The following is a 24628-nucleotide window of genomic DNA, read 5'->3' as shown; positions in this document are numbered from 1 at the left end:
GAACCTTGATTTAACGGATTTTAAGGATTCTCGGGATATTATATTTAAGTCTCTATCATCCTAAAAATCTTTTTAATCCTATAAATCCTGGTTCAGATAATTACTACCTTTGCATATGCCTTACAAAGAACGCGAGATCAGCAAGATGTACTACACCATGGGTGAAGTATCGGCTATGTTTGATGTTAATCAATCGTTGATAAGGTTTTATGAAAAAGAATTTGACGTTCTTCAACCCAAAAAGAACAAAAAGGGCAACCGTTATTTCACCCCTGAAGATATCGAGAACCTAAAAATCATCTTCCACCTGATACGCGATAAAGGCTACACCCTTAACGGCGCCAAAGATCACCTGAAAAACAATTCCGGTGAAACCAAAGAAACCCAACGTGTAATCGATTCCCTCGAAAACATAAAAAAATTCCTGCTGGAAGTCCGCGACCAGTTGTAATTTCTCCGCGAAAAAGTATCTTTATTCCACGTTTGTCATTCTGAGGGACGAAGAATCTTCTTCGTCTTGTATAATTCGCTTTGCATAATTTAGAAGATTCTTCGTTGCACTCAGAATGACAATGAGTTTTATAAATAAGATTGTCATGCTGAGGAACGAAGCATCTGTACTGGTATAAACCACTTTACAGGTTCTTCACTACGCTCAGAATGACAAGGGATAGATAACCAAAATCACAATGATAGCAAATCACAAAGGCGAAATTCCTTTTGTTATTTTACTGATACCTTTTTTGCTGGGGATAACCCTTGGGTTAAACTTTGCTCAGTTTGCTAGCACAACCATCCTATTAATTCTTTTGCTTACCCTTAGCACTGCCTTCATCACCCTAAATATCGGCTATAAAAAATTCAACATTTATAAGTTAAGATGGCTTGGCGGAATACTCATCAATTTAATATTGTTTATTTTTGGCTGGATCAGCATAGCCAATTATAGTGAATTAAACCGCCCAAACCACTTCTCAAAATCTCCCGCCCAATTCGTCATTATCCGAATTAACAACGAGCCCATTTTAAAAAATGGATTAATAAGATTCACAGCCAAGGTTGAACAAAGTATCAACAAAGGCAATAAAGCAACAACCAGCGGCACTTTATTAGTGACCTTAAAAGATAGCCTGGCCCAAACGCTCGCTTACGGCGATGAAGTACTCATCCCTGCAAATTACACCCTTGTCGACCCACCATTTAACCCCGCCGAGTTTAATTACAAACAGTATTTAACTCATCAAAACATCTATTATCAATCGTTTTTATATGGCCATAAATACGTGATATTGGCTCATGATGCCGGGAATCCCATTGTAGTTTATGCATTAAAATTAAGGCAGCAATTAGTCAAAAAGCTTAAAGCCAACTTGCATAACCCCGATGCCATCGCTGTGGCATCAACCATGCTACTAGGTTACCGGGCAGATTTAAGTAACGATGTACTGCAAGCTTACTCCAGTACAGGTACCGTGTATGTACTTACTGTTTCCGGCTCACAAGTGGCCATCATTTATTTCCTGCTGACTTATGCCCTAAGCTTTTTAAGCAGACACAAATACGGCAGATTACTAAGGGCAACAATCATTATAGGCGTTTTATGGTATTATGCCCTGCTTACTGGCTTTTCGCCTGCCATATGCCGTGCGGTATTGGTTGTGAGTATGGTTGTGATTGGTAAAATATATAACCGATACATCAATACGCTTAATATACTGGCATTCTCGGCATTTGTATTGCTTTTGTACAATCCTTATTTAATTACCGAAGTCGGCTTTCAATTGGCATTTTTAGCCGTTGGCGGATTGATCGTTTTAAGGCCGGTAGTTTATGATTGGTTCAAGTTCAAAAACAAATTCGTCGATAAATTATGGGCGATTTGCTCGGTTTCCATCGCCGCGCAAATCATCACTTTTCCGCTTAGCGCGTTTTATTTCCACCAGTTCCCCGTTTATTTTTTGGTGAGTAATGTTTTGCTGATTATACCCGCCGCCATCATCATGTATACCGGAATCCTTTATTTATTGCTGCCGCAGATAGCTTATGTATCGCACTACCTCGGATGGATCTTAGAAAAAACGATCCTGCTTATGAATAAAGGCTTATCAAATATTGAGCAATTCCCACTATCAACCATCAACAAAATCTGGTTAAATACAGCTGAGTATCTGTTGTTATACGCGATGATAATCAGCCTGTTTTATTTTTTGTTTGATAGAAAGATATGGTTACTACGATTAAGTCTTTGTTGCTTGTTATTGCTCAGCATTAGTTTTAGCTATAAAAGGATCACATCAGCAAATACCCATTCCATCGCCTTCTTAAATATGCGCAGCCATATGGGCATTGTGATGAGAAACGGCAATCAAGCGATTGTATTGTCAGACCTTAGCGACACCAATAAAAATTACCGCTATTCTATTCAGCCTTATTTAGATAGTTGCAAGTTAACAGATATTACCGTTTACAACCCAAAACAGAATGTTAACAGCAATTATGCTTTGAAACGATCAAACCTCATCCAGTTTTTTGATAAACGGATATTGTTATTTGATAAATCTATAAGCAATTGCGCATTAAACAGTAAACTAACAGCCAATTACATTTACATCACCGGCAATCCATACAGCAATTTTAACAACATAAATAAAAACTACATGTACCAACAGTTGATTATAAGCGCGGCAAACAGCGACAGATTCGTAGATCAAATTCAGCAGATCAAGTGGCCGGTGGAAAATTTTATTCTGTTGAAGCGTAACAAAGCACTCATCGCCGTATCTAATTAAAAAATAAAAAGATTTGGTTTCAATAAACAAATCCCTAAATTGGTTTAAAATCTAAAAAACTATGAATAATAAAGTATTAGGAGCCGCATTAAGCATTGCCTTAACAGTAGGTACCCTTATTAACGCGAACGCCCAAAAAGTTTATAAAGAAGGCTACTTTGCATACGATACAGAATTAAGGGGTAACCCGGCAACTGTTAAATCGTATTTCACACCAGATTCATCAGCAAGCGTAATAACTTTTGGTGCAGGAAATGTAAAAATACTATCTGATGCCAAACGTGATTACTTTGCTATTGTACTGAATATTCCGGTTGCTGGCTTGAAAAAGGCAGGAGTTGCTTCTGCTGCTGAAATAGAACAAGCTTTTGCAGGCTTACCGTCATTCACTTTTACACCAACAGCCGAAACCAAAGTAATTTCAGGTTTTAACTGTAAAAAAGTGATCGCCAAAGAGGCTAAAAGTGGCAAAAGCTATGATTTATGGATCACCAATGATATAAGCGTTCCGCAATCGGCTATAGCTCCTTATTATACTGCCGCAGGCGGATTTCCTATCCAATACACTTCTTTCCAACAAGGTCAGGAATTAAACATCACAATTAAAAGTATAACCGAAGGTAAAGCACCAGCCGGTACTTTCGCAATCGGTAGCGATTTTGAAAAAGTTAACCTGGAAGACTTAAACTCAGGTCAATAATTAAAAAAGAACTGATAATAATAAAAGAGGCTGTCTCAAAAGGACAGCCTCTTTTATATAAAACAAAAACGTCATTGCGAGCGAAGCGTGGCAATCCCCTACTTACAAAGCGGCTCTGCATAGCTTAGTATTGTCACGCTTCGCTCGCAATGACGATAGTTTTATCATTTTTAAACAGTTGCTTAGTTATTTATAACCGCACCCAGTCATAGTCGTCCGAAGTTAAAACTCCGAACAGTATTGGAGTAAACTAAAATCGGCTATTGTATTTAAAAAGTATTCCACTAGTTAACACGCTCACTTTAAGAAATACAATGAGACTCAGAATCACATTAATATTAGTCATGGCAATATTATCAACCAATTGCAGAAGAAATTTTGCTCACACAGATACATTGGTTGAAAAGTTAAAGAAGGATAAATTCGCACATGCTTACTTGAAATCGAGGACCCTTTTTGCTTTAAAAATCATGTCAAATAGATACAATATAAATGATGCAACAAATGCAAAACTGCATGCGAGTTTACCACATGCCAAGAATGCGAATGAAATAATTGCGTGTCTTAGGTCTGCTGGAATTACCCATCCTATAGAATATTTTGGTACTCCTCGTTTAATTGCTATTTATCAGTCAATCTTAAAAAAGGATTATCCACAGCTATATCAAATGAGTAGTAATGAAAGAGAATCAATCTTCGACCAAGTCGCATCAGTAAGTGATACTGAGAAAATAACTAGTGAATTATCAGCCAAGTTCGCACTTCAACGTAAAAAACAATTGTGAAAAAGCTTTTCATCCTGTTATTATTTACCACCGCCTGAAGTTAAAAACTTCGAACAGTATTGGGAAATAATCTTAGAAGATGTTTAAGAATTGTCATTGCGAGCGCAGCGTGGCAATCCCCTACTTACAGAGCGGCTCTGCATAGCTTGGGATTGCTTCGTTCCTCGCAATGACGCTTAAATATTAAACGTTAGTTATTTATAACCGCACCCAACTCATTAACCCAGCTTTTAAACAAATGGGTTTCCATATCAACTGCTTTTTGAGCATGCAACTGCCAATCCGGCGAAAAGTGTTGTAACTGATTGATCATTTCCTCCAGGTGTCCTTCCTCCTCTAAAATAATCGATTTCACGTTCACCTTGCTACCTGCGTTATCCAACGCATCCTGGTAAATCGGGTAAAGTTCATCTGCACGCACTTCAATAGCATAGGTGACTAATAAATATGCTGCAAACCTAAGCTCGCGGCCGGTTAGCTTAAGTTCTGATTTTAAATAACGGCAAACATCAATATCCAGCTGGTTCAAATAATATTTACTGTAAGCCGGAGCTAATAAATACTCACCCGCATAGGTTGGGCATAGTCCGTCTTCTGTTTTTTCTATTTGTTTTTTCAGGTAGAATGCATGGCGATGCTCCTCAGCCGCATGCTTTAAAATAATATAGGTTACGGTAACCGGGTCTTCACTTGCTGATATTTTCCTTGCGCCTGTATTTTCCATTAACGACAGCGTATTCAACCAGCGGGCATGCAATTGTTTATCGGCAATAATATTAGGTAATATAGTTGATAGTTCCATTTTTTAGATTTCCTCCAGCGCTTGTTCAATTTTGCTGTAAATATAGTTCAGCTCATCATCGGTAATGCAATACGGGGGTAAAATATAAATGATGTTACCCAAAGGCCGCATAATTATGCCCGCATCTAAAAAGTACTGGTAAAGTTTATCGCGCAACGAACTAAAATATGATGTATTATCGCCTATTTCCCATTCCATAGCTACAATAGTACCTGTTTGGCGGATGGTTCTTATTTTAGGGTGAGACTTTATTCTTGAGGCGAATTCTTTATGTAGAGCCCCAATCCGTTGGATATTCAGCATGGTAGCATCCTGCAAGGTTATATCTAAACTTGCTAATGCTGCCGAGCAGGCAACCGGATTAGCAGTATAAGAATGCCCGTGGAAAAGCGTTTTCAACTTATCATCCGACAAAAAAGCCTCATAAATTTGCTGCGTACAAGTAGTTAAACCCAATGCCATAGTGCCACCAGTCAACCCTTTTGAAAAACACATGATGTCCGGTTGCTGGCTTAAATAATCGCAGGCAAATAACTTACCTGTGCGACCAAAACCGGTGAATACTTCATCAGCAATGGTTAATACACCCTCATTACGGCAATGTTTAAGCAACTCATCCAGGTATTCGGCTTCGTACATTACCATTCCTGCTGTACCCTGAATCAGTGGTTCAAAAATGAAACAAGCCAGATCAGACTTAAGACTCGAAACTTTAGACTTTAAACTTTCAACATTCAACTCATCAGGTAGATCAATAAATTCAACCTCAAATAATAACGAATCAAATGCGGCGGTAAAAGCACTACGGCCGCTTACGGCCATCGCCCCAAAGGTATCGCCATGATAGGCATTTTTAAACGCCAGCATCCTTGTGCGTGGTTTGCCCTGGTTATTCCAGTATTGCAGGCACATTTTAATAGCAACCTCAATAGCTGTTGAACCATTATCAGAGTAAAATGCTTTTTTTTGGTTCGATGGTAATATTTCAAGTAACCGTTCAGCCAATTCAACGGCTGTGGGATGCGTAAATCCCGCGAAAATTACATGTTCTAACTTTAATAACTGCTCCGCTACTTTTTGGGCAATGTATTTATTAGCATGCCCATGAATGTTAACCCACCACGATGATACCGCGTCAATATACTTTTTACCATTCTCGTCATACAAACAAGCGCCTTCACCCCTTACTATAGGTATTGGCTTTTGCGCGGTTTTCATTTGTGTATATGGATGCCATATAACTGCTAAATCTCTTTCAGCTAAACTCATAAATTCTTTATTAAAAGCCCTGCGACATGTTTGTCTATCGGAAAGGTAAAATCATCTTCTCTCAATTCGCTTAACTTTACCCAGCGAAATGCTTGCAACACATCTCCCTCGCCATCAAAATCAAAGACTTTGATTTTAAAGTTTAAATCCAGGGCATTGATATTTCTTACCAGATAATAAACACTGATGATCTGTGAATCATTAAAAGCAGATTTCACAAAAAAGTCCGTGGTGTAAAAGTGACTGATAACTTCAACTTCCGCATTACATTCTTCAACAAATTCTCGTTTCAGGCCATCGGTTAATCCTTCGCCGTACTCTAATCCCCCACCGGGGAACTTAGTAAATTGCATCCCATATTCCTGCTCATCGCTCACCAAAACCTCCTGGTGTTCGTTAATTAGCAGGCCATACACACGTACATTAAATTGATACATTAATCTTCAAAATGTTTTTTGTTTCGGATAACTTTTTCCATTGTCCACGGTATCCGGGTCGTTTGCGCTTCAGACCGTATTGGGCAATTAGGCATGCTACAATAATAGCAGCAATTAGGTAAACATGGGTCGGCATGTATAAATAACTCTGTTTTAGTGATCCTGCTGTTCACCAATTTATCAACTAATGATACCTCGGTATGCACTCTATTCAAATCTAAATAATTTGGCAATGTCATGTGGCAATCAATATGCAGCTCATTACCATACTTTTGTGCCCTGAAATTATGCAGATCGATCCATTCATCGCGGCGCTCTTCATCCAATATCTTTACTATTTCTGTTACTACGTCAAAATCAGCCTCGTCCATTAAACCGGCAACAGATCTCCGTACCAACTTATATCCTGTAAATACTATATACAGGCCTACAAAGATTGATAGCAAACTATCCAGCAATAATATCTTGGTAAAATAGATTAATAGCAGGCCAATCACCAAACCTAAACTGGTTATCATATCGGTTATCAGGTGGCGCCCATCAGCTTCAATAGTTATTGAGGGGATAGACTTGCCTTTCCCTATCATATAAAAACCCAGGGCACCGTTAACTACACCTGTTACACCTATAATAATAGCACCAACCAGCAAATTATGAATTGCATTGGGGTAAAATATCCCGTAAACAGATTTTACGATGATAATAAGACCTGCTATACCAATTAATGCACCTTCAATAAAAACAGAAAAATATTCAACCTTACCATGCCCGTAAGGGTGGTTTTCATCCCTGGGTTGAGATGCCAGGTAGATACTAAAAAACGCGAACGAACTTGCAAGCACATTTACAATGCTCTCAGCAGCATCGGTAAGTACAAAATTGGATGAGGTTAAGAAATATGCCCCGAATTTGGCTGTCATCAGTATGATACCGGTAACAAGCGAAAATAGTATGATCTTTTTTTGTTCGCGCAAAGCGTTGTAATTTATTGCCAAATTTATAAATAACAACTGTATTATTTCGGGTTAAACTCGAAACTTACAAGTGTTAAGTTAACCACATTTAATTATCTGTAAAAATTCATATTGACTTAACACATCAGGTCAAAGACTTACGAGTTTTTATATATTTGCCGCATTAAGAACAAAAAAACATGAGTGCACTAAGTAACAGGATCAACAACTTGTCTGAGTCGGCAACAATTAAAATGGCCAAAATGGGCCGTGAGCTTGCTGCCAAGGGCGTAGACGTAATCAGCCTAAGTTTTGGCGAACCGGATTTTCACACACCTGAGCATATTAAAGATGCTGCTAAAAAGGCGATGGATGAAAACTACACCTATTATACACCTGTAGCGGGTTACCCTGAGCTACGAAAGGCGATTGTTAAGAAGTTGAAGGACGAAAATAATCTTGATTATGATTTCAGCCAGATCGTAGTTTCAACAGGTGCAAAACAAGCTATCGCTAACGCGGTATTATGTTTGGTTAATCCTGGCGAAGAAGTTATCATTCCTACCCCTTACTGGGTATCATATAGCGAAGTAGTAAAACTTGCCGAAGGCGAAAGTGTATTTATTGATACTACAGTTGAGCAGGATTTCAAAATCACTCCTGAGCAATTAGAAGCGGCAATTACACCGAAATCAAAGCTGTTCATGTTTTCATCGCCAAGCAACCCAACCGGTAGCGTTTACAACAAAAGCGAACTGGAAGGTTTAGCTAAAGTATTTGAAAAACATCCGCATATCTATATTATTTCTGATGAGATCTATGAGCACATCAACTATGGCGAAAAACATGAGTCGATCGCACAGTTTGATAGCATTAAAGATCGCGTGATAATCATTAATGGTTTCTCAAAATCTTACGCGATGACTGGCTGGAGAATTGGCTACTCAGCATCAAGCAAAGAAACTGCTGCTGCTTTTGATAAACTACAGGGCCAGATCACTTCAGGTACTTGCTCAATTACCCAACGTGCCGGTGTTGCAGCTTACGAAGGTGGTTTAGAAACTGTTTTGCAGATGCGTGAACAATTCAAAAAACGCCGCGATTTAGTTTATAGTTTATTAAGCGATATTGAAGGACTAAAAGTAAACCTGCCTGATGGCGCATTTTACTTCTTCCCGAATGTAACTTCGTTCTTCGGTAAAAGCTATAATGGCAAAACCATTAATGATTCTGATGAGCTAGCTATATTCCTGTTGGAAGAGGCCCACGTAGCAACGGTAGGTGGCGATTCTTTCGGTGACCCGAAATCATTACGTTTATCATACGCTGCTTCCGAAGAGAAATTGACTGAAGCAGTTAAACGCATAAAAGCAGCTTTAGCTAAATTAAAATAGCCTAAAGTTTATATAAAAGAAAAACCCCGGCCAGTTTTGGCCGGGGTTTTTCTTTTATATAGGTTTCTTTAAATTATAGTCCAAATCCGTAGGCTACACGTAAAGCTACTAAGCCGTAGTTATTACCCTGGCCTGAGTAATTTTCATAACGTACACCAACATCATAATGTTTGCTGGCATAACCTATAGCTGGTGATAAAATCAATTTGGTATCTTTTTCAGCAAAATTTTCATCTACACCTTGTGGTAAGAAAGTTTTAGTTTCAATACCGGCACCTACTTCTGCACCAAAATATAAGTTTGGAGTAAAAAAGGCTTTTATACCTGCTTTAATTGGCACCATACCCAATGATTGATATTTACTGTCTGTACCTGGTTCAGTTTTACCAAAGAAATTATAATAACCAGATGTAAGCGTAATAGCTAAATTATTTGATACACCATATTGTACCCTTCCTGTACCACCTAATTCAAGGTTTGAATAATCGTGCGCTGCTCCGGTAGCTATACCACCTTCAACACCTATTCCAAAACGGAATTTATCTGGTGTAATTGTTTGTGCTTTCGCACTCGATCCAATAAATATAGCCACTGCTACTGTTGCTGCGGCTAATAAATTTGTTACTTTTTTCATTGTTGTGTAATTGTAAGTTGTATAAATAAACTGTTAGTTATTTAACATGGAGTTTACAAATACTCTGCCAATGTGCCAAACTTGTAACTTAAAGTTAATCAAATGACTAATTTTCAAGTAAATCTTCAGGCAGTTACAAGTCATTAACGATATTTTAGCCATTGATAGTCAAACGTTTTTAGCTAAATCTGTTTCAAATTAAAAAACAAGTACATTTAACATTTCAATATGCCCAAAAAAATCACTTCCATAACTTTTGAAAAAAAACAACTGTCTATTTTAGTGTCCTTTTTAAGAGTATCAGAAAAGTTAAGTTGATAAAATAATGTGATTTTTCATCTATTTTTCATGCCAAACAGCCTCCTTTTTAATCTTTATTTGATTGATATGACATTTATTTAGGCTTTACAAAAGCAAAAAAGGCCCGTTTACACGGGCCTTAATAAATTTATTCTATAGAATTACTTATAACTCACCTTCATCCGGTTTATAATTCTTCTCTAACTCGGCCAATTTCTCTTTGCCATAAGCAAACTTAGTTATGGTATAATATAACACAGGCACTATAAATATAGCTAATGAAGTTGCTGCAAGCATACCACCAAATACTGTCCAGCCAATGGTTTGCCTTGCTTGCGCACCTGCGCCCGAGGCAAATACTAATGGCAATACGCCCAATATAAATGCCATTGAAGTCATGATAATTGGCCTTAAACGTAATCTTACAGCATGTAGGGTCGCTTCTTCAAGCGGTATCCCCCTGTCGACTCGCTCTTTAGCGAATTCTACAATAAGGATAGCATTTTTAGCAGCTAAACCTATCAGTGTAATTAAACCAATCTGCGCATAAACATTATTTGTTAAGCCCGGCTTAAAGTTCAGGAAGAGTATGGCCCCAAACGCGCCCAATGGCACCGCAAGCAATACCGAAAATGGTACCGACCAGCTTTCATACAAAGCAGCCAGGAATAAGAATACAAAGCCAATAGACAACATGAAGATGTACACAGTTTTTGAACCCGATAACAATTCTTCACGGCTTAACCCTGAAAATTCATAGCCGAAGCCCTGCGGCAGTGTTTGGTCTGCCACTTCTTTCAATGCCGTTAATGCATCACCGCTACTATATCCAGGGGCCGAACCACCGTCTATTTCCGCAGAACGGAATAGGTTATAGTGTGATATTAATGGTGCATTTTGTATTAGTTTATACGATGTTAATGTACTTAAAGGAACCATCCCACCTTGCTGGTTACGCACAAAATACTGACCGATATTCTGGATATTTGTCCGATAGTTAGTATCGGCCTGTGCTACTACGTGAAAATCGCGCCCATAAATGGTAAAGTCATTAATATATGAACTCCCCATATAAGTTTGCAGGGCACTATTTATATCACTGATTGAGATGCCCAGCTTTTTAGCCTTTTCCCGATCGATGGTTAATTGGTAGGCAGGTGTACTCGCGGTAAAAAACGAGAATGCTTTGGCTATTTCTTTCCGTTTATTAATAGCGATGGTAAAGTTCTTAAGTACCTGTTCAAAAACCTTAATATCGCCACCGGCAGCTTTTTGTTCCAATATAAATGAGAAACCACCTGTACTACCCAAACCAGGTATAGCAGGAGGTTGAATTACCACTAAGTTAGCCTCTTTAAATCTTGATAGTCTCTTTTGTAAATTGGCTGTAATAGCCCCTATTTGCAAACTATCAGCAGTACGTTCATCCCAGGGTTTAAGCTGTACAAACATGGTAGCACTGCTTGATTTACTCGCAAAACTTACCACATTTAATCCACCTAAGGCCGCATAATGCAATATGCCGGGTACACTATCCAATACATGCATCATTTGGTTTAATACGGCAACTGTACGTTGGGTTGATGCCGCTTCGGGCAAATCATAAGTAATATATAAACGACCATCATCCTCCAATGGGATAAAACCACTTGGTTTCTTTTTAAATAGCAGGATGGTTCCTATAACTATACATACCAGTATAATAATTACAAATTTTGAGTTTTTAATCGCCCTGTCGACCCCATTTTTATATTTACCTGTAACCCGTTCAAACCACGCGTTAAATTTAAAGAACAGCTTATCCAGTCCGCCTGATTTTTCGTCAAGTTTGTGTGGGCGTAAGATCAAAGTACACAATGCCGGAGTTAGCGATAATGCTACGAAAGCTGATATCAATACAGATATAGCGATGGTTATGGCAAATTGTTGGTAAAGCCGCCCTACTATGCCCGGTATAAACCCAACCGGTACAAAAACCGCTGCCAATATTAACGCGATAGCTACTACCGGCGCAGAAATATCATTCATTGCATGCTGGGTAGCCTCTTTGGGCGACATGCCTTTTTCATCCATATAATGCTGAACGGCTTCTACCACAACAATGGCATCATCCACAACAATACCTATCGCCAATACAAAACCAAACAGCGTTAATGTATTTATGGTGAAGTTTAATGGTATAAAGAAGATGAACGTACCGATAATAGACACCGGGATTGCCAATACCGGTATCAGTGTGGTACGCCAGCTTTGCAAAAACAGGAATACCACTATAATTACCAATGCCAACGCTATAAGCAGTGTTTCAACAACTTCGTGTACCGATACCTTAACCACGGTTATGGATTCAAACGGAACCACGTAGTCAATATCAGCAGGGAACGATTTTTTCAACTCATTCATAGTCGCGTAAACTGCATCGGCAGTTGCAAGCGCATTACTGCCCGGTGCCTGGTATATTAATAGGTACGAAGCCCTTTTACCATCAACATATGAATTATTAGCGTAGTTAAATTTTCCCAGCTCAACACGTGCTACATCTTTTAAATGTACTACCGCACCTTTATTGGGCTGTGTTTTTACTATTATATTCCCAAACTCTTCGGGTTGTGTTAAGCGGCCTTGCACTAATACCGTATATTCAAAGGGTTGTTGTTTCTCCTGGGGGGTACCGCCAACTATACCGGCCGCAACTTGCGCATTTTGTTCGTTTAGCGCTGCGGTAACATCAGCCACGGTCATACCAAGTGCAGCCAATTTATCAGGCTTTAGCCAAATACGCATACTAAAGTCATCCGCACGGGTAATAACGTCACCAACACCGGCAGTACTAGTTAAGGCATCCTTTATAAATACGTTAGTATAGTTATCCATAAAGGTAACATCATGCGTTCCTTTAGGGGCAAACAAAGCCACCAGCATTAATATACTTGGATTTTTTTTACGCACGGTTAAACCCAAACGTTGCACATCCTGCGGTAAACTTGGCGTTGCAATACCTACACGGTTTTGCACATCAAGCGCGGCAATATCTATATTGGTACCTACCTCAAAGTTGGCTATCATACTCATTTGGCCCTGGCTGGTACTATTACTTTGCAGGTAGGTCATGCCCGGCGTACCATTTACCTGTACCTCAATAGGAGTTGCTACCGTTTGTTCTAATGTTACGGCATCTGCCCCCGGATAATTAGCCGTAACCTGTACCGTTGGTGGTGTAATATCAGGGTATTGCCCTACTGATAAAGTGCTTATAGCCAAAATACCAACCACAACAATTACTATTGAAATAACTATTGCTGTAACCGGCCTTTTTATAAAAGTATCTGCGATCATTCGTTTGCTATTAGGAAGATTAGTTCAGTGTTATTAATTTATTATAGCTGCTTATTTTGCTGCTCCTGTACTGCCACTAGCACCGGCCGCTCCCGGTTTGCCAAGGGTTATTTTACCTTTATCGCGCAGGCGCTGAAACCCATCGGTTATTACCTTATCACCTTGTTCCAACCCTGATAAAATAACTACATCATTACCTATGCGTGGGCCTAATTTTACCTTATGCTCTATGGCAATAGTATCCTGCGATACAAAAACAAAATACTCACCCATCTGCTCCGAAACCGATTTGTAAGGGATTTGCAAACGTTCTCCTGATGCACTATTAAGCACCATTAACACGCAGCTCATACCATCTTTAAGTAAATCATCATCATTGCTAAACTGCACACGAACTGTTATCGTACCGGTTCCGTTGTTTACGCCCCTGTCAATAGTTAAAATTTTCCCGGGTTTGTTATATGTGGTTCCATCTGATAATTGCAACTTAAAAGTTGAATCGGTAGCATGTTTTTGATAGGCATAAAACCTACTGATATCTTGTTCATTTACCACAACATCAACACCAATTGGATGCTCGCTTGATATGGTATTTAATAATGTAGTACCGATGCTAACCTCAGAACCTAACCTAACCTGAGATATGCCTATCCTGCCGGTAAAAGGCGCTGCTATAGTAGCATAGGAAAGATCTGTTTTGGCTGATAGTACCGCAGCATTAGCTACCTGAACATTTGCTTTCCCTGATTCGTAAGCCGCCTGGGCTTGGTCAACAGTTTGGCGGGCAACCGCATCGTTTTTAAGCAGCATGGTGTACCTGTCAATATCCTTTTGATCCTTAACCAGGTTTGCCTTAGCGCTGGCCAAATTAGCCACTGCCTGATCATAAGCAGCAACATATTTTCGGCGGTCTATTTCGTATAATGGTGCACCTTTTTGTACAACATCGCCCTCCTTAAAATAAATAGCCGTAATAAAACCTGCCACCTGGCTGCGTAGCTCTACTGAGTTTAGCGCTACTACCGAGCCCTGGTAGGGATCGTAATAAACAGCGTCGGCAGTTTTTGCTTCAGCAACATATACAGGTGTTGGTGGTAATGCTGTACTTTTTGCACCACTTTGATGGCATGCCGAAAAAAACAGCACGGCTAACGGACTTATTAGTAATATATATTTGTGCTTCATATAGTGATAATTCATAGTTATTGTACAGTAAGTATACCTAATGCTTTTTCAAGATCTATTTTGCTGGATAGCACCTGGAATAACGCATTATAATAATTTAATTCGGCAGTACGCAAATCAGATTGCGCCACAATAACATCAAGATATGTTTTTATCCCCTCCCGATATTGCAGACTTACTACCTTATATACATCTTTAGCAAGGCTAACATTCTGATTCAATAACTGCCAGTTGGTGTAGTTGCTTTTATAATCTGCAAGAGCCTGCACATACTCTGTATTAATAGTATTCACCGAGTTTACAACATCCAGGTCGGCACGATCAACCTGCAACCTGGCTTTACTTAAATTTTGCAAGCGTTTAGTTCCGGTAAAAATTGGGAATGATAAGGTAAGCCCGGCATATAAACTTGGATAGTTGTTATTGTACAAGTTTGAAAATTTTGTATTTAAATAAATCAGGTCATAAGCCCCAACTGCTGATATTGAAGGCAGAAAACTCCACTTATAATATTGGGCATTTAAGTTTTGCAGGCTTTTTGATGTTTGCAGCAATTGGTATTCAATACGGTTATTATAATTTAATTGCTGGTTGGTATCAATACTAGCCTCACTTACGTAATGGGTTGAATCATAACTTAACAATAAATTTTTATCGGCACCTATACCCATAATTTGTTTCAGGTAAGCTGATTTACTTTTTATAGCCTCCTGCGTTTGCTTCCGGGTTGCAATTGAATTATTTAATGCTATAGTTGCCTGTTTATAATCTGTTTTATCAACAACACCAGCCAGGTAACGATTATAGGCATCCTTTAAACTACGTTGCAATCTTATTATATCCTCATTTAATATATCCAGTTGCTTTTCTGATAACAGCACATCAAAAAAGGCTTTACTAACATCCGATACCACATTTATCTGGCTGCTTACGGTATTCTGTTTGTAATATAAGCGTGAATATTTAGCTGATTTGGCAGCCAGTAAAACATCATTATTATATATAACCTGGCTGGCTTGCAAGCCTAAGCTGGAATATTCATTGATCGGAGAAACTACTGCCGGATTAGCGCTTGTAACCGGGCTGCCTTTAAAATAATGTAAATATTCATTTGATGAATTAAGCTGAGGCAACCAATCTGCAAGTGATATTCGGATGTTTCTTTCATTAATTTGCTCGTCAATTTCGGCCTGGCGGAGCACCGGTTGATTGCGTAATGCAAACCCAATACACTGTTTTAACGTAACTACAGTGTCGCTAGATGATTGGGCAAAAACAACTTTAGGTAAACAGAATGTTAAATTAACTATGACAAGTAGATAGATTTTTTTCATATATTAGAACTGGCTTACAACTATTTCAACCAAATCAATTTAGGTTTTGTTTTGATATTGGGGAATATACGAAAGTTAGATTAATTATTTTATTTTTATATCCAATACGTAAACCAGACATAAAAAAAATTACCGTTTGATTATAAAAACAACACTATTTACAGTGTGCATTAATGTTTTTACAACAAAATGAAAAATAGTGATACCATATTTATAAAAAAATTAATTAATTTGCCGAGTATGAATAATAGTGCAAAAACTTAGTGTTAAAAAAAATTACACACTAAATTTAGGTTATAAACTTATTCATGGTATTTTTACAAAAAATTTAAGCAGGGTTAATACATGGTTAAAAAGCTACAGGAAAAAATTGCTCAGTTTCAGGATGCAAACGCGATCCGGGAAAAGGGGCTATATCCTTATTTCAGGCCAATTGAGTCAGGACAGGACACTGAGGTGATGATCGATCATAAAAGGGTGCTTATGTTTGGCTCAAATTCATATTTAGGCTTAACAAGTCATCCGAAGATCAAAGAAGCTTCAAAAAAGGCAATTGATAAATATGGTACAGGTTGTGCGGGGTCAAGATTTTTGAATGGCACACTTGACATTCACATTGAATTAGAAAACAGATTAGCCGCTTATGTTGGCAAAGAAGCTGCAGTACTTTTCAGTACGGGTTTCCAGGTAAATCTTGGTGTACTATCTTGCATTACAGGCCGTAATGATTATCTTATTTTAGACGAATATGACCACGCATCATTAATTGATGGTAGTCGCCTTTCATTTTCAAAAGTAATAAAATACGCGCACAACAACATGGCAGATCTTGAGCGCAAGCTTAGCATTTTGCCGGAAGAAGCTGTTAAACTTATTGTAGTTGATGGTATATTCAGCATGGAAGGTGATATTGTTAAATTACCTGAAATTGTTGAGCTATCTAAGAAATACGGCGCTAATATTATGGTGGATGATGCCCATAGCCTGGGTGTTATCGGGCATAAAGGCGCAGGTACTGCCTCGCATTTTGGCCTTACTGATGATGTTGACCTGATAATGGGTACATTCAGTAAATCATTAGCTTCATTAGGTGGTTTTATTGCTGCTGATGCTATAACTATTGATTATTTAAAACATCGTGCACGCTCATTAATGTTTAGCGCAAGTATGACACCGGCTTCTGTAGCCAGTGTTATTGCAGCTCTGGATATTATTGAATCAGAGCCTGAACGTATCCAAAAACTTTGGGATAACACAAATTATGCAATGAAACTTTTATTGGACGAGGGTTTTGACCTTGGCCCTACTGAAAGCCCGATATTGCCTATTTATGTTCGTGATAACGATAAAACTTTCCTGGTTACAAAATATCTGCAGGAAGCAGGCATTTTTGTAAATCCGGTTGTTTCTCCTGCTGTACCTTCTGATTCATCTTTACTGCGTTTCTCATTAATGGCAACTCATACATTTGAGCAAATTGATGAAGCAATTGAAAAGATAATTAAAGCGTTTAAAGAAGTAGGCGTAACCGCTGTTAAAGAAAAAATATGATTGAAATAATTCCTGTCAGCTCAAAAAAAGAGCTGACAGATTTTATAGATTTTCCCCACGATCTATATAAAAACGATCCATACTACGTTCCGGAATTATTCATCGCTCAAAGGGATCTGCTAACTAAGCACCCTTTCCACAAACACAACTCATTACAAACTTTTATAGCTTATAAAGATGGCAAAATAGCAGGCCGCATTGCCGCTATTTTAAACAATGCCCATAATGAGTTTAATAAGCGCAATGATGGGTTCTTTGGTTTTTTTGATTGTATTGATGACGATGCTGTAGCAGCTGAGCTTTTTAGTACCGTTAAAAACTGGCTTCAAGAAAAAGGTGTAACCCAAAAAATTATCGGCCCGGTAAACTTTTCAACTAATGAGCCTTGCGGCTTATTGGTTGAAGGGTTTGACAGTTCACCGGTTTTAATGGATACCTATAACGCGCCCTATTATATCAATCTGGTAGAAAAACAAGGCTATCAAAAACAGATCGACCTAATATCATGGAATTGGGAAGGCCAAAATTATGATGATAAATCGGTAAGGTTATTAAACACCCTACAGGAGCGCTTAAAACGTAACAATATTGTTATCCGCAATGTTAACCTTAAAGATTTCAAGAATGAAACCATTAAATTGCGGGAGGTATATAATACAGCCTGGGATCAAAACACCGGCTTCGTTCCAATGAACGATGATGAGTTTGATTACCTTGCCAAAGATCTTAAGCTAATACTTGATCCTGATTTTTGCTTAATAGCAGAGAAGGAAGGTAAAATAGTTGGCTTCGGATTGGCACTGCCTGATTATAACCAAATATTTAAAACTATTAAACGTGGCCGGTTGCTGCCAACAGGTATCTTCAAACTATTGCTTAACAAAAAGAAAATATCACGCATACGCATTTACGCCTTGGGCGTAGTTGAGGGTTACCGTAAAACGGGTATCGAGGCTTGCTTGTATGGCACTATTATTAAACGATACAAGGAACGCGGCTTTAAATGCGCCGAAGCCGGATGGACGCTTGAAAACAATGTGCTTATAAACAATGCCATCATCGCCATAAAAGGCGATCCGTATAAAAAATACAGGCTTTACGAAAAAGATATATGAAAAGGCGGGTTTTAATAACCGGTGCAAGTGGTTTTGTGGGTTATCATCTGATTGAAGAAGCACTGCGCAGTAGTCTGGATGTGTATGTAGCGGTACGTAAAACCAGCAAGATCGATCATCTTAAACACTTCGACATTACCTATACTTACCCTGATTTAGGCAACCTTATCGCCCTAAAAAAGGAATTAAAAGAGAAACAATACGATTATATTATACATGCCGCCGGTGTTACCACCGCCAGAACCGCCGACGAATACAATACCGTTAATGCAGAGTATACTTTTAACCTGGCAGCAGCGGCAAAGGCAACGGATATAAATTTAAAATCCTTCGTATTAATAAGCAGCCTTGCAGCAGTGGGCCCCCTTAATACCTTATCAGGAATAATTACGGAGGAGACCCCGCCAAATCCTATTACAGCTTATGGCAAAAGCAAGCTTTTAGCCGAAGAAAAGCTAAAAAGCATTACTTCATTAAACTATACTATTCTAAGGCCTACGGCTATATATGGCCCCAGAGATAAAGACATCTTTATTTTTTTCAAACAGTTAAAAGCGGGAATTGAGCCTTATATAGGCCACACGGAACAAAAGCTAAGCTTTATTTACGTTAAAGATCTGGCAGCGGTAGCCATTAAAGCACTCTATATCAGCAACCAGAACACTTATAATTTAAGCGATGGCAACTTTTATAACCGCTATGAATTAGCTACAATTGCCAAAAATGTGCTAAATTTGAAAACCGTAAAGTTTCATCTCCCTGTAAATTTTGTGAAATTAATCGCTTTGATATCAGAAAAAGTCGGTTCTTTGAGCAGCAAAGCAGCTGTACTCAATTCCGAAAAATTGCTGGAATTAATGGCCGTCAATTGGTCTTGTGAAATAGACAAAGCTAAATACGACCTCGGTTATTATCCCCTGTTTAACCTCGATGCCGGCTTAACTGAAACACTTAACTGGTACAAAACAAATAAATGGCTTTAGCTACAAATAAGTTAACATAAAACAAAGTAAATGAAAAGTAACATTCAACCTGCCAAAGGAAAACTGGGAATATTAATACCAGGATTAGGCGCGGTAGCTACTACACTGATTGCCGGTGTTGAGGCTGTAAAAAAAGGAATATCACAACCAGTAGGTTCCCTAACTCAAATGGGAAACATTCGTTTAGGTAAGAGAACGGAAAACCGTAACCCAAAGATTAAAGAGTTTGTGCCAATTGCCGACCTTAACGATATTGTTTTTGGTGGATGGGATGTATACTCAGATAACGTATACGAGGCTGCAATGCATGCTAAGGTACTTGAAGAAGGCTTGTTAAATAAAGTAAAAGACGGATTAGAAGCAATTGTGCCAATGAAGGCTGCTTTTGACCAAAACTATGCTAAAAACCTTACTGCTACCCACGTTAAAACAGGTACCCGTTATGAGCTTGCTCAACAGGTAATGCAGGATATTAAAGACTTTAAAGCAAAAAATGATTGCGATCGTATTGTTCTAATCTGGTGCGGATCAACTGAGATCTATTACGAAACCTCAGCTATACACCAAACTGTTGCTGCTTTTGAGCAAGCATTGTTAGATGATGATAAGTTAATATCACCAAGTATGATATATGCTTATGCAGCATTAAAAATGGGCATACCTTATGTAAACGGTGCTCCTAACTTAACTGTTGACACCCCTGCTTTGGTTGAACTTGCTAAACAAACAAATACCCCAATTGCAGGTAAAGACTTTAAAACAGGCCAAACTTTAATGAAAACTATACTTGCACCAGGTTTGGCTGCACGTTCATTAGGTGTTTCGGGCTGGTTCTCTACCAACATATTAGGTAACCGTGATGGTTTAGTTTTGGATGATCCGGATAATTTTAAAACAAAAGAAGTTTCAAAATTAGGTGTATTAGAAGACATTCTTCAACCTGAAAAAAATCCTGAATTATACGGCGATCTGTATCACAAAATACGTATCAACTACTATCCGCCACACGGCGATAATAAAGAAAGCTGGGATAACATCGATATTTTTGGCTGGTTAGGCTACAAAATGCAAATCAAAATCAATTTCCTTTGCCGCGATTCTATTTTAGCAGCACCAATTGCATTAGATCTTGCTTTATTTATCGATTTGGCTAAGAGAGCTGAAATGAGCGGTATTCAGGAATGGTTATCATTCTACTTAAAATCGCCACAAACAGCACCAGGCCTGCCTGCTGAAAATGATATTTTCAAGCAATTAATGAAACTACAAAACACTTTACGCCACATGATGGGCGAAGATTTGATCACTCACCTGGGTTTAGATTACTACCAGGAATTGGTTGATACTTTATAGTAAATGTTGTTTTTTAAACTGAGTGCCACCAGCCTTGGCATAGGTTATATTGGCAAAGGCGCCGGAACAGTAGCAGCTGTTGCGTGTTGTATTTGCTGGTATTTCGCCTGGGCTGGTGGTTATCCACCCGCTATATTATCTGTAATAATTACTTTGCTTATCACCATCTTAGGTGTTTGGGCAGGGAATAAAGTTGAGCCCCTTTGGGGCAAAGACCACCAACGTGTGGTAATTGACGAGGTTGCAGGTATGTGCTTTAGTTTACTTTTTTTGCCAGTGAATGTAACATATGTGTTATGTGCATTAATACTTTTCCGGTTCTTCGATATCAGAAAGCCCCTTTTTATAAAGGAAATGGAACATTTTAACGGAGGATGGGGCGTAATGGCCGATGACATGTTGGCAGGTGTTTATACTAACATATTGCTACAAGCCGTTGTAGCATTTAAATTATTTTAATGTCAACCACTTTTATCAAGGCGCAAGCCTCTTCAATTATTTCTACATTTTTCGATTTTCTTACTACCATAGTTTGCAAAGAGTTTTTTGGAGTTTGGTACGTCGCTGCCAGCTTTGCAGGCACATTTGTTGGCGGAGTTACAAATTTTGCACTTGGCAGGCGATGGGTTTTTGATGGCCGCGATAAAAAAGTACATGCCCAGCTTATCAAATATTTAATAATATGGGGCGGCAACATGCTGTTAACCACCTTTGGTGTATTTGTTGTAACACACTATTGCGGCATTAGTTATTTTATATCAAAAATAATAGTAGCCATTATTGTTGGTGTAGGGTATAACTACATGCTACAAAAAAAATTCGTATTTGCTTAATCTACAAGCATATAACAATAAAAAATATAGGTCAACAAATAGCGATCCACATTTTTTTACCTTTAAACTACATTAACTGACAACTTATTGCTTTTCACATATAAAATTAATCAAACGATTAATTAACTTTGCAGCACAGCAATCAGTATTTGATTTGATACTATAATATAAAACTTTGAGTTAAGTAAAAACGTAACTCAAACATGCTCTTTAATAGTGCATTAAATTAAAAAACGCTTATTGTAATGGATTGTTAACTATATCACTTAATAATACCATTTGTAAAACAAAAACTGGTTTGTTCACTTGCATAAAATACATGGATTATAAATATTTACTAAAGAAATTTTCATTATTAGCATTTGCTCTACTACTTACCAACACTTTGTTGGCGCAAACTACTGTTGTGAGTGGTACGGTAAACGATGCAAGTACTAAAAAACCGTTATCCTATGTAACTGTTTTATTTGCAGGTAGTTCTATAGGTGCTAACACTGATAGCCATGGAAAATTCAGCATAAGCACCACACAAACATTTGACCATATAAAAATATCATTTGTTGGCTATAAAGATGCTACTTTACCTATCGTAGCAGGCCAAACACAGGTTGTAAATGTCAGGCTGTTTCCACAAGCACAGCAGCTTAATACCGTGACGATAAAAGCTGGCAAAAAACCAAAATATCGTAATAAAGGTAACCCTGCTGTTGAACTGATCCGCGAGGTTATTGACCATAAGCCGCAGAACCGCCCCACTTCATATGATTACGTGCAGTACAAAGAATATGATAAAATGGCATTTTCATTTGCCAACGTTTCCACTACATTTTCGGATAAAAAATTCTTTCAAAAATATAAATTCATTATTGATAATCGCGACAGTACAACTGTACCCGGTAAATCTTTATTACCGGTTTATCTCGACGAAAAATTATCACAGGTTTATTACCGTAAAAACCCGTCTAAAACAAAAACAAATATATTAGCTCAAAAGAAAGTAGATTTTGGCGCAGCCTTGGATGCAAACGGTATTAGCCAATATTTTAAACATATGTATGCCGATATTGATATATATCAAAACAGCATATTTTTAATGACCAATAACTTCCTTAGCCCTATTGCTGCCAGCGGGCCAACTTTTTATAAATATTTTATTACCGATACGTTAGTTGTTGATGGCAAAAAAGTGGTTGAATTAAGTTTTACCCCACGCAATACCACCGATTTATTATTCATGGGTAAAATATATATTACCCTTGATGGCAACTACGCGGTACAAAAAGCCAGGCTATATGCTAATAAAAACATCAACTTGAATTTTGTAAAGGATTTGAATGTTGATCTCACGTTTGAAAAAAACCCTGACGGCCGTTATCACTTAAGTAAAAACAGCATGATTGCTGATTTTGGTTTCAATAAAAATAAGGATGGCGGTTTGTATGGAACCCGAACAATAACATTTAGCGATTATAAAGTAAATGCCCCCCAGCCCGATAGTACTTATGCGGGTAATGAGGTTACAGAGCTTGAGAACTCTTCAAGTCAGAGTGATCAGTACTGGAGTCAAAATCGTTTGGATACTTTAACTACTGCTGAATCAAAAGTTTATAAAAACACCGATAGCTTAAGAAACATGCCGTCGTTTAAACGCCTTACCGATATAGCCACCTTATTACTAGCAGGTTACAAAGGCTTTGGATGGTTTGAGGTTGGGCCCGCCAATACTTTTTACAGCTTTAACCCGGTTGAGGGTTTCAGACTGCGTTTAGGAGGCCGTACCACGCCGCAATTAAGCACGAGGTATTATTTTGAAACTTACGCTGCTTACGGTTTTAAAGATGAAAAGTGGAAGTATTTCTTAAGTGCAACTTACTCGTTGAACGATAAGTCTATTTATAAATTCCCGCAAGATTATATCCGGGCAAGTTATCAGAAGGATGTAACCATACCGGGCGAAGATCTGCAATTCGTACAGGAAGACAACTTCTTGTTATCATTCAAACGTGGCAATAACGATAAGTATTTGTACAACGAGTTTTACAGGTTAAATTATACACACGAATTTGACAGTCATTTCTCGTATAACTTAACTTTCACTAACCGTACACAAACACCTGCCGGTTCACTAACATTTTTAACAAATGATAATGGTAATACTACTAATATCCAGGATTTAACTACTTCTGAAGCTAATTTACAATTCCGCTATGCACCGGGTGAGCAATTTTATCAGGGCAAAATATATCGTACACCAATCCCTAACGCTTTCCCGGTATACGAACTTGATTATACACAAGGATTTAAGGATGTGTTTAACAGCAGTTATTCCTATCAAAAAGTACATGCACAAATTGACAAACGCTTTTATAATTCACAGTTTGGATTTGCTGACGTAAGGGTTGAAGTAGCCCATATATTCGGCCAGGTTCCTTACCCTTTGTTAAATATATTCCGGGCGAATCAAACGTATGCATATGACCTATACTCATATAACTTAATGAACTTCCTGGAGTTTGTTGGTGATCATTATGAGAGTATAAATATTGATCAGCATTTCCAGGGTTTCTTCTTTAACAAGATCCCATTATTAAAAAAATTAAAATGGCGCGAGGTTGCATCATTTAAGGGAATATGGGGTGGTTTAAGCGATCAAAATAATCCTGCTTTACACTCTAATTTATATCAATACCCACTATATCCTGATGGCAGGCCAATTACTTACGCATTAGGAAGTACGCCATATATTGAGGCCAGTGTTGGTATTGAAAATATTTTTAAGTTTGTACGTGTAGACTTTGTTAGGCGATTCACTTATTTGGATAACCCTGATGTTGCTAAATACGGCATACGTGTATTAGTTCAATTTGATTTTTAA

General features: G+C 38.2%; 20 protein-coding genes. 12 read left to right on the top strand and 8 right to left on the bottom strand.

Annotation, left to right across the window (positions count from 1 at the left end; all coding sequences use genetic code 11):
• The first annotated feature begins 115 nt into the window (after positions 1-115).
• From GSQ74_RS09790 to GSQ74_RS09775, 4 genes are all read left to right on the top strand, one after another.
• Positions 116-451 (top strand): MerR family transcriptional regulator, encoded by a 336-nt coding sequence (locus GSQ74_RS09790; protein ID WP_158992647.1) that lies wholly within the window; start codon positions 116-118, stop codon positions 449-451.
• Between the two features lie 238 nt (positions 452-689).
• The gene (locus GSQ74_RS09785) at positions 690-2789 is read left to right on the top strand and encodes a ComEC/Rec2 family competence protein (RefSeq protein ID WP_158992645.1); all 2100 of its coding nucleotides are present in this window, start codon (positions 690-692) and stop codon (positions 2787-2789) included.
• Between the two features lie 61 nt (positions 2790-2850).
• Positions 2851-3489 (top strand): hypothetical protein, encoded by a 639-nt coding sequence (locus GSQ74_RS09780; RefSeq protein WP_158992643.1) that lies wholly within the window; start codon positions 2851-2853, stop codon positions 3487-3489.
• Between the two features lie 344 nt (positions 3490-3833).
• Complete coding sequence (locus tag GSQ74_RS09775; RefSeq protein ID WP_158992641.1) at positions 3834-4274, top strand: hypothetical protein; 441 nt, start codon at positions 3834-3836, stop codon at positions 4272-4274.
• Positions 4275-4464: 190 nt separating this feature from the next.
• Here the strand turns inward: GSQ74_RS09775 and GSQ74_RS09770 are convergent, their stop codons facing one another.
• The 4 genes from GSQ74_RS09770 to GSQ74_RS09755 are packed head-to-tail and all read right to left on the bottom strand — an operon-like array spanning position 4465 to position 7756.
• Positions 4465-5076 (bottom strand): hypothetical protein, encoded by a 612-nt coding sequence (locus tag GSQ74_RS09770; protein ID WP_158992639.1) that lies wholly within the window; start codon positions 5074-5076, stop codon positions 4465-4467.
• 3 nt (positions 5077-5079) lie between these two features.
• Positions 5080-6345 (bottom strand): adenosylmethionine--8-amino-7-oxononanoate transaminase, encoded by a 1266-nt coding sequence (bioA, locus tag GSQ74_RS09765; RefSeq protein WP_158992637.1) that lies wholly within the window; start codon positions 6343-6345, stop codon positions 5080-5082.
• On the bottom strand, positions 6342-6782 hold the full coding sequence (locus GSQ74_RS09760) for an NUDIX domain-containing protein (protein ID WP_158992635.1): 441 nt from the start codon (positions 6780-6782) through the stop codon (positions 6342-6344). The genes bioA and GSQ74_RS09760 overlap by 4 nt, the downstream gene beginning before the upstream one ends.
• Positions 6782-7756, bottom strand: a complete 975-nt coding sequence (locus GSQ74_RS09755; protein WP_158992633.1) for a cation diffusion facilitator family transporter — start codon at positions 7754-7756, stop codon at positions 6782-6784. The genes GSQ74_RS09760 and GSQ74_RS09755 overlap by 1 nt, the downstream gene beginning before the upstream one ends.
• Before the next feature lie 179 nt (positions 7757-7935).
• Here GSQ74_RS09755 and GSQ74_RS09750 point away from each other — a divergent pair, with 179 nt between their 5' ends.
• Complete coding sequence (locus GSQ74_RS09750; protein ID WP_174236923.1) at positions 7936-9129, top strand: pyridoxal phosphate-dependent aminotransferase; 1194 nt, start codon at positions 7936-7938, stop codon at positions 9127-9129.
• A 73-nt stretch (positions 9130-9202) separates the two neighbouring features.
• Here GSQ74_RS09750 and GSQ74_RS09745 read toward each other — a convergent pair whose 3' ends face one another.
• From GSQ74_RS09745 to GSQ74_RS09730, 4 genes are all read right to left on the bottom strand, one after another.
• Entirely contained in the window at positions 9203-9763 is a 561-nt protein-coding gene (locus tag GSQ74_RS09745) for a hypothetical protein (RefSeq protein WP_158992631.1), read from the bottom strand.
• Positions 9764-10228: 465 nt separating this feature from the next.
• Positions 10229-13399: an efflux RND transporter permease subunit gene (locus GSQ74_RS09740; RefSeq protein WP_158992629.1), complete on the bottom strand. Its 3171-nt coding sequence runs from the start codon at positions 13397-13399 to the stop codon at positions 10229-10231.
• 51 nt (positions 13400-13450) lie between these two features.
• Positions 13451-14599: an efflux RND transporter periplasmic adaptor subunit gene (locus GSQ74_RS09735; protein ID WP_254060847.1), complete on the bottom strand. Its 1149-nt coding sequence runs from the start codon at positions 14597-14599 to the stop codon at positions 13451-13453.
• 2 nt (positions 14600-14601) lie between these two features.
• Entirely contained in the window at positions 14602-15918 is a 1317-nt protein-coding gene (locus GSQ74_RS09730; protein ID WP_158992625.1) for a TolC family protein, read from the bottom strand.
• Between the two features lie 345 nt (positions 15919-16263).
• Between GSQ74_RS09730 and GSQ74_RS09725 the strand changes: the two genes are divergently transcribed.
• The 7 genes from GSQ74_RS09725 (at position 16264) to GSQ74_RS09695 (ending at position 24628) form a co-directional block, all read left to right on the top strand.
• On the top strand, positions 16264-17469 hold the full coding sequence (locus tag GSQ74_RS09725) for a pyridoxal phosphate-dependent aminotransferase family protein (protein WP_158992623.1): 1206 nt from the start codon (positions 16264-16266) through the stop codon (positions 17467-17469).
• Entirely contained in the window at positions 17466-18584 is a 1119-nt protein-coding gene (locus GSQ74_RS09720) for a GNAT family N-acetyltransferase (RefSeq protein ID WP_158992621.1), read from the top strand. Before GSQ74_RS09725 ends, GSQ74_RS09720 begins: the two co-directional genes overlap by 4 nt.
• Complete coding sequence (locus GSQ74_RS09715) at positions 18581-19567, top strand: NAD(P)-dependent oxidoreductase (RefSeq protein WP_158992619.1); 987 nt, start codon at positions 18581-18583, stop codon at positions 19565-19567. Before GSQ74_RS09720 ends, GSQ74_RS09715 begins: the two co-directional genes overlap by 4 nt.
• A 30-nt stretch (positions 19568-19597) precedes the next feature.
• On the top strand, positions 19598-20920 hold the full coding sequence (locus GSQ74_RS09710; protein WP_158992617.1) for an inositol-3-phosphate synthase: 1323 nt from the start codon (positions 19598-19600) through the stop codon (positions 20918-20920).
• Positions 20921-20923: 3 nt separating this feature from the next.
• On the top strand, positions 20924-21379 hold the full coding sequence (locus tag GSQ74_RS09705) for a phosphatidylglycerophosphatase A (RefSeq protein WP_158992615.1): 456 nt from the start codon (positions 20924-20926) through the stop codon (positions 21377-21379).
• Positions 21379-21753 carry a GtrA family protein gene (locus GSQ74_RS09700; protein WP_158992613.1) on the top strand — a complete coding sequence of 125 codons (375 nt, stop codon included), beginning with the start codon at positions 21379-21381 and terminating at the stop codon, positions 21751-21753. Before GSQ74_RS09705 ends, GSQ74_RS09700 begins: the two co-directional genes overlap by 1 nt.
• 319 nt (positions 21754-22072) lie before the next feature.
• Positions 22073-24628 (top strand): DUF5686 and carboxypeptidase-like regulatory domain-containing protein, encoded by a 2556-nt coding sequence (locus GSQ74_RS09695; RefSeq protein WP_158992611.1) that lies wholly within the window; start codon positions 22073-22075, stop codon positions 24626-24628.

Origin of the sequence: Mucilaginibacter sp. L196, from assembly GCF_009765905.1 — a bacterium.
Classification (GTDB): domain Bacteria; phylum Bacteroidota; class Bacteroidia; order Sphingobacteriales; family Sphingobacteriaceae; genus Mucilaginibacter.
This window is presented reverse-complemented; position numbering and strand designations above follow the sequence as displayed.

Coding starts and splice junctions, on each gene's coding strand:
- GSQ74_RS09790 (WP_158992647.1), top strand. CDS start 116: ATGCCTTACAAAGAACGCGAGATCAGCAAGATGTACTACACCATGGGT.
- GSQ74_RS09785 (WP_158992645.1), top strand. CDS start 690: ATGATAGCAAATCACAAAGGCGAAATTCCTTTTGTTATTTTACTGATA.
- GSQ74_RS09780 (WP_158992643.1), top strand. CDS start 2,851: ATGAATAATAAAGTATTAGGAGCCGCATTAAGCATTGCCTTAACAGTA.
- GSQ74_RS09775 (WP_158992641.1), top strand. CDS start 3,834: ATGGCAATATTATCAACCAATTGCAGAAGAAATTTTGCTCACACAGAT.
- GSQ74_RS09770 (WP_158992639.1), bottom strand. CDS start 5,076: ATGGAACTATCAACTATATTACCTAATATTATTGCCGATAAACAATTG.
- bioA (WP_158992637.1), bottom strand. CDS start 6,345: ATGAGTTTAGCTGAAAGAGATTTAGCAGTTATATGGCATCCATATACA.
- GSQ74_RS09760 (WP_158992635.1), bottom strand. CDS start 6,782: ATGTATCAATTTAATGTACGTGTGTATGGCCTGCTAATTAACGAACAC.
- GSQ74_RS09750 (WP_174236923.1), top strand. CDS start 7,936: ATGAGTGCACTAAGTAACAGGATCAACAACTTGTCTGAGTCGGCAACA.
- GSQ74_RS09745 (WP_158992631.1), bottom strand. CDS start 9,763: ATGAAAAAAGTAACAAATTTATTAGCCGCAGCAACAGTAGCAGTGGCT.
- GSQ74_RS09740 (WP_158992629.1), bottom strand. CDS start 13,399: ATGATCGCAGATACTTTTATAAAAAGGCCGGTTACAGCAATAGTTATT.
- GSQ74_RS09735 (WP_254060847.1), bottom strand. CDS start 14,599: ATGAATTATCACTATATGAAGCACAAATATATATTACTAATAAGTCCG.
- GSQ74_RS09730 (WP_158992625.1), bottom strand. CDS start 15,918: ATGAAAAAAATCTATCTACTTGTCATAGTTAATTTAACATTCTGTTTA.
- GSQ74_RS09725 (WP_158992623.1), top strand. CDS start 16,264: ATGGTTAAAAAGCTACAGGAAAAAATTGCTCAGTTTCAGGATGCAAAC.
- GSQ74_RS09720 (WP_158992621.1), top strand. CDS start 17,466: ATGATTGAAATAATTCCTGTCAGCTCAAAAAAAGAGCTGACAGATTTT.
- GSQ74_RS09715 (WP_158992619.1), top strand. CDS start 18,581: ATGAAAAGGCGGGTTTTAATAACCGGTGCAAGTGGTTTTGTGGGTTAT.
- GSQ74_RS09710 (WP_158992617.1), top strand. CDS start 19,598: ATGAAAAGTAACATTCAACCTGCCAAAGGAAAACTGGGAATATTAATA.
- GSQ74_RS09705 (WP_158992615.1), top strand. CDS start 20,924: ATGTTGTTTTTTAAACTGAGTGCCACCAGCCTTGGCATAGGTTATATT.
- GSQ74_RS09700 (WP_158992613.1), top strand. CDS start 21,379: ATGTCAACCACTTTTATCAAGGCGCAAGCCTCTTCAATTATTTCTACA.
- GSQ74_RS09695 (WP_158992611.1), top strand. CDS start 22,073: ATGGATTATAAATATTTACTAAAGAAATTTTCATTATTAGCATTTGCT.